The sequence below is a fragment of the Nocardioides sp. genome (assembly GCF_047606145.1).
Lineage (GTDB): Bacteria > Actinomycetota > Actinomycetes > Propionibacteriales > Nocardioidaceae > Nocardioides.
In genome coordinates this window covers 1-11,249 of record NZ_JASGET010000140.1, presented here as the reverse complement: position 1 = coordinate 11,249, position 11,249 = coordinate 1, and the positions used below count along the sequence as shown (strand labels likewise).

At 73.1% G+C, this 11,249-nt stretch carries 7 protein-coding genes; all 7 read left to right on the top strand.

What is annotated here, in order from left to right:
• Nucleotides 1-192 precede the first annotated feature (192 nt).
• Nucleotides 193-972: a phytanoyl-CoA dioxygenase family protein gene (locus QM638_RS19250; protein ID WP_415144629.1), complete on the top strand. Its 780-nt coding sequence runs from the start codon at nt 193-195 to the stop codon at nt 970-972.
• A 147-nt stretch (nt 973-1,119) separates the two neighbouring features.
• Nucleotides 1,120-1,926, top strand: coding sequence for an ABC transporter ATP-binding protein (locus QM638_RS19245; RefSeq protein WP_415144627.1), 807 nt, complete (start codon nt 1,120-1,122; stop codon nt 1,924-1,926).
• Between the two features lie 259 nt (nt 1,927-2,185).
• Nucleotides 2,186-3,820 carry an ABC transporter permease gene (locus tag QM638_RS19240; protein ID WP_415144625.1) on the top strand — a complete coding sequence of 545 codons (1,635 nt, stop codon included), beginning with the start codon at nt 2,186-2,188 and terminating at the stop codon, nt 3,818-3,820.
• The gene (locus QM638_RS19235) at nt 3,817-8,028 is read left to right on the top strand and encodes a hypothetical protein (protein ID WP_415144623.1); all 4,212 of its coding nucleotides are present in this window, start codon (nt 3,817-3,819) and stop codon (nt 8,026-8,028) included. Before QM638_RS19240 ends, QM638_RS19235 begins: the two co-directional genes overlap by 4 nt.
• A gap of 39 nt (nt 8,029-8,067) precedes the next feature.
• Complete coding sequence (locus tag QM638_RS19230) at nt 8,068-9,576, top strand: alpha-amylase family glycosyl hydrolase (protein WP_415144621.1); 1,509 nt, start codon at nt 8,068-8,070, stop codon at nt 9,574-9,576.
• Nucleotides 9,566-10,183 (top strand): helix-turn-helix domain-containing protein, encoded by a 618-nt coding sequence (locus QM638_RS19225; protein WP_415144619.1) that lies wholly within the window; start codon nt 9,566-9,568, stop codon nt 10,181-10,183. The genes QM638_RS19230 and QM638_RS19225 overlap by 11 nt, the downstream gene beginning before the upstream one ends.
• A 110-nt stretch (nt 10,184-10,293) precedes the next feature.
• A complete protein-coding gene (locus QM638_RS19220; protein ID WP_415144617.1) occupies nt 10,294-11,112 on the top strand; it encodes a phytanoyl-CoA dioxygenase family protein in 819 nt (272 codons plus the stop codon).
• The last annotated feature ends 137 nt before the right edge of the window (nt 11,113-11,249 follow it).

Sequence of the window (11,249 nt, the reverse complement as noted above, 5' to 3'; positions counted from 1 at the left end):
GGGGATCGATGCGGTCGTGCTCGTCACGGCGGTCTCCTGGTCTCAGGGGATCGGGATGGCGCCACCGCTGCCACGTCGTCGTGGTCTCGGCCCAAGCACACCGAGACCACGACGACCCCGGAGCACCGGCCTCGCAGCCGACGACCGTAGGGAGTGACCCCGCTCCCGAGCCCCTGAGACCAGGAGACCGCCGTGACGAGCACGACCGCATCGATCCCCCTCGACGACTATGCGCGAGACGGATACGTCATCTTCCGCTCCGTCATCGACCCGGCCCTGGTGGCCATGGCGAGCGACCACGTCGAGTGGCTGCGGCGGCGCCATCCCGACCTGTCCGGCGAGGAGCTCGGCCACACGCTGGTGGCCTCGGACCCGTTCTGGGTGCGACTGGTCTCCGACGACAGGCTCGTCGACATCGCGGCGCGCTTCATCGGACCGGACGTCGCCCTCTACGCCTCGCACTACATCAGCAAGCCGCCATTGCGCGGGATGCCCGTGCTCTGGCACCAGGACGCCGCGTACTGGAACCTGGAGCCGATGGAGGTCGTGACGCTCTGGCTGGCCATCGACTCCTCCGACACCGAGAACGGCTGCGTGCGGGTCATCCCCGGCAGCCACCGTCACCCGGTCGAGCGACTGCGCGCCCGCGCCGACGTCGACAACGTGCTCGGTTCGGAGATCGCGGCCGAGGTCGACGAGAGCCAGGCCGTCGACCTGGTGCTGGCGCCGGGCGACGTCGAGGTGCACCATCCGCACATCGTCCACAGCAGCCGCGCGAACCTCTCCCCGCGACGGCGCTGTGGGCTGACCATCCGCTACATCCCGACGAGCACCCGCATCACCGGCGACCAGCAGCCCTTCGCCAGCGCGTTCCACCTGCGCGGAGATCCCGGCGTCAACGCCTACCAGCAACCCCCGGTCTACCGACCGGGCATCGACTTCCCCTTCGCCGGCGGCCAGGCGGCGGGGTAGAAGAAGTCGACGCCGGAGCGGGGACGCACCCGGTTTTACCTGCCGGAATCCTCGTGTAACACCAGCGCAGCGCACGGTAGCTATGTTGATGTTACCAACAATTGTGCGGCCGTCGTCGGGCAGCCATCTCCGAATCGAGGACTCCCCATGCCATCTGCTCTCGCGGCGCCGGACGTCGTCTGCAACGGCGTCAGCAAGACCTTCGCCGGCCGGTCGGGCAGCGTCAAGGCGCTCGACGACATCAACCTCCGACTGGAGTCCGGCACGCTGACCGCCCTGGTCGGGCCGTCCGGCTGCGGCAAGTCCACGCTGCTGCGGATCATCGCAGGCCTGGAGCAGGCCGATCCGGGCAGCCTGCTCACCGTCGACGGCGACGATCCGCGCGAGATGCGACGACGCGGCGAGATCTCGGTCGCCTTCCAGGACGCCTCGCTGCTGCCCTGGCGATCGGCCGCTTCGAACGTCGCTCTGGCCCGGCAGCTGGCCCGACAGAAGCCGGACCGCGCCCGAGTGAACGAGCTGCTGGAGCTGGTGGGACTCAAGGGCTTCGAGAAGGCTCGGCCCGCCCAGCTCTCCGGCGGCATGCGGCAGCGTACGGCGATCGCGCGATGCCTGGCGACCTCGCCCCGGCTGATGCTCCTGGACGAGCCGTTCGGCGCGGTCGACGAGCTCACTCGCCGTCGCCTCAACCTCGAGCTACCCGTGACCTGGGCCGATCGCGGGGTGACCAGCCTGCTGGTCACCCATTCGATCCCCGAGGCGGTGCTGCTCGCGGACCGGGTCGTGGTGATGTCCCCTCGTCCCGGCCGGGTGGTCGCCGCCGTCGACGTCGACCTCTCCCGGCCGCGCCGGGCGGCTCACCTGCACAGCGACCGGTTCCACAGCCTGGTCGACGAGATCGGCACGCTGCTCGGGGTGGACACCGACCTGCAGCGCAGTGAGCAGCGCGCATGAGCCAGCGTCAGCGAGCGACCATCGGCCTCAGGCCGTCGCATCCCTACCCTTGCTTCTCCTGGACGGGGGCGGCGGCAGTCAGCGAGCGTCAGCGAGCGACCATCGGCCTCAGGCCGCCGCATCCCTACCCTTGCTTCTCCTGGACGGGGGCGGCGGCAGTCAGCGAGCGTCAGCGAGCGACCATCGGCCTCAGGCCGCCGCATCCCTACCCTTGCTTCTCCTCGACGGAGGCGGCGGCATGAGCTCGACGGAGACGAGTATGACCGACGAGACGACCGCCGTACGCCCGCCCACCTCCGGACCGGTCCGGGCGGCGCGGCGGCGTCGGCTGGACCCGGTGCTGCGCACGGTGACCGGCTGGGCGGTCCTGATCGCACTGTGGCAGTTCGTGGCGACGGTCGTGTTGGCCGGCACGCACCTGATGGGCTCCCCACTCGGCATCGTCGCCGACATCGCCGACAAGCACGAGCTCTACCTCCGGGCGCTCGGCTTCACCGGACGCACGGCGCTGTGGGGCTATCTCTACGGCAACGCGGTCGCGATCGGTCTGGCCGTCCTGGTCGCGGCCATCCCCCGCTCGGAGCGGCTGGTGCTCCGGGTGGCGCTGGTGGCCTACTGTCTGCCGCTGGTGGCGATCGGCCCGCTGCTCCGGCTCATCTTCGGGCTCAACGACGGCCCGCAGATCACGCTGTCGGCCCTGGCGGTCTTCTACATGACGCTGGTGCCTCTGCTGGTCGGCCTGCGGGCCGTGCCCTCGACCTGGACCGACCTGGTCCACAGCTACGGCCGGGGTCGGATCACCACCCTGCTGGTGGTCCGCCTCCGGGCCTGTGCCCCCTACCTCTCGGCCGGTCTGCAGGTGTCGGTGCCGGCGGCCTTCCTCGGCGCGCTGGTCGGCGAGTTCACCGGCGCCGAACGGGGCGTCGGGGTGCTCTCGATCCTGGCGCTGCGCAGCCTCGACACCAACGGACTGTGGGCGCTGGCGACCCTCAGCGCGGCCGTGTCGGTGCTGGTCTACGCCGTGGTGGGCTGGGGCGGCCGCCTGCTGACGCCGGACCAGCCGACGGTGCTGATGGCCACCCCGCCGACGGCGCGCCGACGCGCCGCGTGGCAGCGCTGGCTGACCGGGCTCACCGAGGGCGTGGTCACGCTCGCCCTCGTGCTCCTGACCTGGCTGGCGCTGCTGCATCTGCTCGACCTCAACCCCTACTTCGCCAAGCGCCCGGCCGACGTCTGGGCCTGGCTGGTCACCGATCCGGAGGCCGCTGCGAATCGGAGCGAGATCGCCACCGCGCTTCGGTCGACCGCTCTGGTGGCGGTCCCCGGCTACTTCGCCGGCCTCGTGCTCGGCGTCGGGATGGCCTCGCTGTTCGAGCTGGCACCGTCGGTACGACGCACCATGACCCCGGTGGCGGTCGCGCTGCGCTGCGTGCCCATCATCTCGATCGCTCCGCTGCTGGTACAGGCGCTCGGCCGAGGCGTGGTCGGCACCACTGTCGTGGTCGCCATGATGACGTTCTTCCCGACCCTGGTGGCCTGCATGTACGGTCTGCGACAGACCCCCGGCCAGGTCACCGACCTGTTCGAGACCTTCGCCGCACCGCCATGGCGCACCCTGCTGCTGGCGCGCATCCCGGCGATGATGCCGGCCTTCTTGTCCTCGGCCCGGATCGCCGCGCCGAGCGCGCTGCTGGCGGCGACCGTCGCCGAGTGGCTGGCGACCGGCACGGGAGTCGGCAACCTGCTCGCGGTCACCGCGGCCACCAGCCGCTACGACGCGCTGTGGTCGACGGTCGTGGTCGTGACGGCGGTCGCGGTGGCGGCGTACTGGCTCGTCGAAGTGATCGAGCGACGGATCCTCCGAGTGGTGGCCCCCGAGCAGTCCACGTGGTGAGCGCCGTCGACCTGGTCGCGGTCGAGCCCACGGAGCTGTTCGCCGGTCCTGCGGACCATCCGCGACAGGTCGTCCGCGTGACGCTCCTACGGCGTGAGCCGTCGTCCCACGCGGTCTCGGTGGTGATCGTCGGTGGCGCCGAGGGTACGGCGGACGTGCCGCCCGGCATCGGCCGCGTCATCGTCGAGGTGCCCGTGCGCACCGCCGGCGAGCCCGGCGAGACCGTGGACGCCCGGGTCGAGCTGCGGATCGGCGACGCGGTGCCGATCCGGCGAGCCGTGCGGATCGAGGTGGCCGAGCCGGGCTGGACCGTCCACCTGGTGCCCCACTTCCACTTCGACCCGGTGTGGTGGAACACGCAGGCGGCCTCGGTCAGCGAGTGGGCGGAGCGGCAGTGGTCGGGGGCGCCGCAGCTGACCTTCCAGAAGTCGGCGATGGAGGTCCTCGCCGACCACCTCCGCCAGGCGGAGGTCGACCCCGACTACTGCTTCGTGGTCGCCGAGGTCGACTATCTCAAGCCGTTCCGGGACCGCCGTCCCGAACAACGCGCGCTCCTCGACCGGCTCATCGGCGAGGGGCGGGTCGAGGTGGTGGGCGGCACCTGGAACGAGCCCGACAGCGGGCTGCCGGCCCTCGAGACGCTGCGCCGGAGCTTCGGCTACGGGCTGGCCTACCAGCGTGCCGTGCTCGGCGCTGCGGTGAGGACCGCCTGGAACCTCGACGTCTTCGGGCACCACCCGCAGTACCCGGCGCTGGCCGCCGAGGCCTCGATGAGCACCGTGATGCTGGCGCGCGGACCGTTCCATCAATGGGGGCTGCTGCGAGACGGCCCGTTCGACGAGATGCGCGCCGCACCACGCCAGCACCGCAGCGAGACCTGGTGGACGGCACCGGGCGGCCACCGACTGTTGCTGCACAGCCTGCCGGGCCACTACACCGCCGGACATCGGCTCGACGAGGCCGACACCGTCGAGGAGGCCGGGGACCTGGTGCTGTCCTGGCTGCGGCTGCTGCGCCCGCATGCCGCCACCCGCACCGTGATCGTGCCGGTCGGCACCGATCTCGCGCCACCGGTGCGCTGGGTGAGCGAGCTGCCCCGGCACTGGGACGCGTCGTACGTCTGGCCGCGGCTGGTCTGTTCCACACCGGCCCGTGCGTTCGGTCAGATCGCCGAGCAGGCCGCGCAGGTCAGCGCCACGTCGGGCGCCACGCCGCTGCGGACCCTGACCCGCGACCTCAATCCGATCTACACCGGCAAGGACGTCACCTATGCCGACGCCAAGGCCGCGCAGTCCTACGTCGAGCGGCTGGCCTGCGATGCCGAGACCTGGTGCGCGCTGGCCGGAACGGCGACCGCGGCCCGGCACCGCGCGGATGTCGACCGCGCCTGGCGGCTGCTGGTCTGGCTGGCCCACCACGACGCTGTCACCGGCACCTGCTCGGACCAGGTCTACCTCGACCTCGTCGCCGCGTGGCGAGAGGCTCACGACCGGGCCGCCGCCGCGCTGAGCGGCGCCCTGGTCGACCTCGCCGCCGACCGGTCAGCCGGTCCCGCGGCCCCCACCGGCGACCTCCATGTCGTGGTCGCCAACGCCGACGCGGCCGATCGCGGCGGCCTGGTGACCGTCTCGGTCGAGCCACCGCCCGAGTGGCGCGGCCTGCGCTGCCTGGACCCGGACGGCGTCGAGCTGCCCTGCGTGGTCGAGCATGCACGGATGGGCACAGACGGCCCCACCGCCGCGACCGTGACGATCGCGGTGCCCGCGGTGCCTGGCCTCGGCTACACGGTGCTGCGAGTGGTGGCGGCGCCCGACCTCCCCACCTGGCGGGAGAGGCCCGGACGTGAGATCGGCAACGATCGGTTCACCCTCCGCGTCGACCCGGCACGCGGCGGCACCGTGGAGTCGCTGGTCGACCTCGCCGCGGACCGAGAGCTGGTCGCCGTCGGTGAGGTCGCCGGCGACCTCGTGCTCGACGAGGAGCATCCGACCCACCCGGGCTTCGGCGAGGGCCCCTGGCACCTGCTGCCCACCGGGCGCAGGTGGTCCTCCGCCGACCTCCCCGCCGACGTCGTACGCCGCCAGGTGTGCGACCTCGGGGAGCGACTGGTCGTGGTGGGGACCCTTCCCGAGACCGCCGGCGAGCAGATGCGGCACCGCACGACCTACCTGCTCGCGGCGGACGGCACCGGCCCCCGGGTGACACACCTGCTCGACGGTCAGCCGGCCGAGGACGTGCTGCTGCGGGTCCGCTGGCCGCTGCCGGTGTCCGGGTCGCGGCCGGTGCTGGGCATCGGAGAGACGGTGCTCGGCCGGGGCCACGGATTCGTCGACACCGACGCGGCCATCCATCCCTGGACCCTCGACAGCACCGTCCACGGCTGGCTGGGATCGAGCTCGACGGCGCGAGTCGCCGTCCGATCCGATCGCCGGCGAGCGACCCGGGCCTTCAGCGCGGTGGAGATCGTCGTGCCGGAGCGCTCCCCGGCGACGCATGTCGTGGCCGACCGGCTCGCCGCCGGGCTCCTCCGCCACGGTGTGACCGCGACGATCACCGTCGACGCCGACCACCGGTGCGGCGACCTGGCGCTGGACAGCAACCTGGTCGACCTGCGGATGGCGCTGACCGGGCCGGAGCCCCACACGGTCGTCGCGGCGCGCACGGCCGAGTGCGGGCTGGCCGTCCCGGCGGACGGGCTGACCTGGTTGCCGCCGAGCCGTCCGCTGGCCCAGGTCTGGCGGCCCGGCGCCGCGCTCGGCGTGGCCGACCTGCCACTGCTGGTGCTCGCCGCCGACGGGGTCGATGGGCTCGACCGTCGCGTCACGCAGCTGCTGGCTGCGCTGGACGCCGGCGAACCGGTCGCCGCCGCGGCACCGGTCGACGACCTGGGCGGCGGGCTCACCGGGACGGCCGACCTGGAGCCCTATAGCCTCGCCCTCGCCGCGCCGCAGGTGCGCAGCGGCGTGGTCGACGCCTCCGGAGCCATCCAGCTGAACCTGCGCCGCAGTTGCACGGCCTGGCCATCCGGACAGTGGTTGGACCCGCCTCGCCGGACGCTGCCCGACGGCGGTCCCTTCAGCGTCCAGCGCTGGACGCACGAGGTCTCCTATCAGGTGGTCGCCGGTCCCGGTGACTGGCGCCGGGCCGGCCTTGATCGGCAGGCCCGTCACGCGAACCGGCCGCTGCGGGCCCAGCTCGTCGCGCCGACCCGTCCGCGACACCAGCGACTCGCTCGGCTGGAGCCGGCGGACCTCGCGGTCGAGGCGGTCCGTCGACGCGACGACGGAGACGTCGTGGTCAGGGTGTCCACCCCCGAGCCGGCGGCCCGCTCCTTCTCCGTCGACCTGGCCGAGCCGACCGGCGCGGCCTGGAACGCGACCTTTCTCGACGAGCCGTCAGGACCGCTCGACCGCGGTCCCGGCGGGTGGCGCCAGCGGGTCGGACCCGCCGGCGCGGCGACGACCCTGCTGCGCCCCGCCCGCCGGCCGGCTCCGCCACCGGATCCACGACCTGCGGTCGCGCCGTTCCCCCGGCCGCACTTCAGCCGCTGGTGGACGCAGAGCACCGGCGCTCCCCCGGCCGGGGGGCTCCCGGTGACCACCCATCTGGTACGACGCGGTCCGGAGGTCGACCTGGTCGTCTCCAGCGACCTGCGGCGACCGGTCGAGGTCGACGTACGGGTGGATGGTCCGGGAGGGCGGCTGCCCGGCTCCCCCGACCGGCTCCGGGTCCCGGCGGGTGGCTTCGTCCGGGTGCCGCTCTCCCTGGCAGGCGTCGACCTCCTCGAACCGGCCAGCCTGGTGGCCACCGGCCGGCCGGTGGACCCCGACGAGGCATTCGCGCCGTCCTGGGACCTGGTCCACCTGGGTGGGCATCGCACCGCCGACCTGCTCGCCCTGACGGAGCCGCACGACGGCGCGCTCATGCTGGCGCCGGGTGAGACCGGTGCGCTCACCGCCGGCCTCCGGTGGGGCGGCACGGTGCCGATCCCGTTCGAGGTCGGTGCCGTCTCCCCGTTCGGAGCGTGGTCGTTGGTGCCCGTCGCGGTCGAGCACGGCGTACTCGCGCCCGGCGAGACCGCCCGACTGCGGGTCGGCGTGGTGGCGCCGATCGACGCCACCCCGGGTCGCTGGTGGGCACTGCTCGCCGTCCGGGCCGCAGACCGGGTGCTCTACGGCCCGGCGTGTGCGCTGGTGGTCACCGCGTGAGCGGCCCGGCCCGTCCCTGGTGGCGCGAGGCGGTCCTCTATGAGGTGTACGTGCGCTCCTTCGCCGACAGCGACGGCGACGGCATCGGGGATCTGGGCGGCGTGCGGGGCGCACCTCGACGACCTCGCCAATCTGGGCGTGGACGCGCTGTGGCTGTGCCCGATCCATCCCTCGCCTCGCGCCGACGGCGGCTACGACGTGGCCGACTACTGCGACGTCGCCGACGAGTACGGCGGCCTGGACGCGCTGGACGCGCTGATCGCCGAGGCACATCGGCGGGGCATGCGCGTCATCCTGGACTGGGTGCCCAACCACACCTCCGACCGGCACCCGTGGTTCCTCGCCTCGGCTGCGAGCCGGGACTCGCCCGATCGCGACCTCTACGTCTGGCGCGACGCGCCCGCGAATCACTGGCGGGCGGCCTGGGACGGACCGGCGTGGACCTGGCACCAGCCGAGCGGGCAGTGGTTCCTCAGCTGCTTCACACCGCGCCAGCCCGAGCTCGACTGGGGCAATCCCGTGGTGGTGGCCCGGATGCATCAGACGCTGCGCTTCTGGCTCGCCCGCGGGGTGGACGGCTTCCGGGTCGACGTGGTCCACATGCTCGCCAAGGATCCCGACCTCGCCGACACCCCGGCCGACCTGGCGGGCGAGCCGCACGTGATGGTCAATCACCACGAGGGCGTGTTCCCGGTCCTGACCGGACTCCGCGCGGTGCTCGCCGAGTACGGCGAGGACCGGCTGCTGCTGGGCGAGGTCTCCCTGATGGAGACCGCCACGTCCGCCCGCTACCTCGGCCCCGGACGGCTACATCTCGGGTTCGACTTCGTCCCGATGTTCCAGCCGTGGTCGGCGCGAGCCTGGCGGACCGCCATCGCCGCGGTCCAGCGACACACCGCCGCGGCGGGCGGTTGGCCGACCTGGACCTTCGGCAACCACGACAACCCCCGCCAGGTCACCCGCTACGGGTCCGCCGCACGGGCGCGCGTGGTCGCGGTCGCGACGCTGACGCTGCACGGCACCCCGGTCCTGTACGCCGGCGAGGAGCTGGGTCTCTCCGACGCGCAGGTGCCGGCGGAGTCGGTCGAGGACGCGGCCGGGCGCGACGGCTGCCGGGCGGTGTTGCCGTGGCTGCCCGATCCGGGCCACGGGTGGGTCGATCGACCCTGGCAGGTGATGGCGCCGGAGGCAGGCCGACTCAACCGGCGCACCCAGCACCAGGATCCCGGCTCGATGCTCAGCCTCTACCGCGAGCTGATCCGGCTGCGTCGCCGTACTCCGGCGCTGCGTCGGGGCGAGATGGTCCTGCGGGAGAGCGCACCGGGCACCGTGGCATGGGAGCGGGTGGCCGACGGCGAGCGCTGGCTCGTGGTGCTGGGCATGGACCTGGCCGAGCCCGCCGGCGTCGGCGTACCGGGCGACTGGGAGGTCGTCGTGTCCACCTCCGGCGAACCCGGCTCCTGGGACGGCACCGTCGCGCCCGACACGGCCCTGGTGCTCACGACGAGCGCGGCCCTCGACGCGTTAGCCTCTGCCCGTGCCCAGTGAGCCCACCAGACCCCACCCGCCGTCCGGTGCCGCCGACCGGACGGCGCATGACGGCACGAGTCTCGGCGCCACCATTCGCCGTCGGCGCAAGGCACGCGGCCTCACCCTGGTCGAGCTGGCGGCGGCCGCCGACCTGTCCCACCCGTTCCTGAGCCAGCTCGAGCGAGGGCTCGCCAGTCCCAGCATGGCCTCACTCCACCGCATCGCGCAGGCGCTGCACACCACTCAGCCCGCGCTGATGGCCGAGGCCGAGGGACGTCAGCCTCCGGCCGAGGTCAGTCTGGTCCGCTCCGGCGGCGGCGCCCCGGTCGCCAACCCCGGCGGCACCGCGCGGACCCTGGTCGCCGGCAACCACGCCCTCTATCCGATGCTCTTCGTGGGCGCGCCGGTGGAGTGGGGCGACTGGTACACCCACGCCGGCGAGGAGTTCATCCACGTGATCGCCGGCGCGATCATCGTCGAGATCGAGGACAAGGGTGTCTTCGAGCTCGGTGCCGGCGACACCCTCTACTACCCGGGCGGCGTCGCGCATCGCTGGCGTGGTGTGCGCGGCTACGGCGCCGAGACCGCCCGGCTGCTCTTCGTGCAGGAGAACCGCCCGAGCTGAGCCGGGCCGAGGCTCGTAATCGAAGCGTTACACCCGCGGAACCGGAGTGGCCATCTCTCCCGGCAATGTTGACCTTATCAACATCGTTCCGACAGAGAGGCCTCCGACACATGTGGGATGACCGGCAGACCCAGATCGTCGACACGCTGTGCACCGACGGCATCGCCGCCTATCCGGGGCTCGTCTCACCGGAGCGGTGCGCCACCCTGCTCGAGGCCGTCGGCCGGTCCCGTCTGGCGCCCAGCGGCCACTATCGCTGCCTGTCCCCCGTGGGTGCGCCCCGCCTGGAGAGTGACCTGTTCCGCTGGCGCGACATCCCCGAGATCCGCAGCCTGGTGACCGATCCGGCCCTCGTCGAGGTCGCGGGTGCCTACCTCGGCACCGACGATCCGGTCGTCCTCGAGGACCAGTGGTTCTGGTCCCAGGAGGGCTCCGCGACAGAGAGCCCGTGGCACCAGGACGAGCCCTACCACCCGCTGGACCGGCCCTTCCTGACCGTCTGGATCCCCCTGACCCCGGTCCCCCCGGGCCTCGGACTGCGCGGTGTGGTGGGCTCGCACGAGCGTGAGGTCTACGCGCCCATCGAGTTCTCCGCCCAGGAGAGGACCCTCTCCGAGGAGAACATCAGCCTCGACCCGGTGCCCGACGTCGACGCCGACCCGGTGACCTATCGGGTCGTCGACCCGGCCGGCGGCGTCGGCGACGCCGTGCTGTTGGACTCCCGCACCCTGCACGCCGCCGGCGGTCCCTGCACCGCCGACTTCGTCCGGCTCTCGATCCGCTACGCCCACCCCGACACCGCCCGGCGAGGTCGCCCATGGCCCACGGCGACCTTCTGGGAGGAGTGGCACTGGACCGACGGCGATCGACTCCCAGCCGCCGGCTTCCCCCGCACCTCGGCGCTCGTGACGCTGGCGGAGAGCGCATGACCTCCGGCCTCTACCGCACCCAGCAGGTCCCGCCCGGGCTCGCCCAGGTCCGGGCGCGGTACGACGCCCTCGCCGCCGACCTCGAGACGGTCCGCGCGGCCGGGCCGGGCGATCCCGCCCTGGCGGCCTCGGCCGCG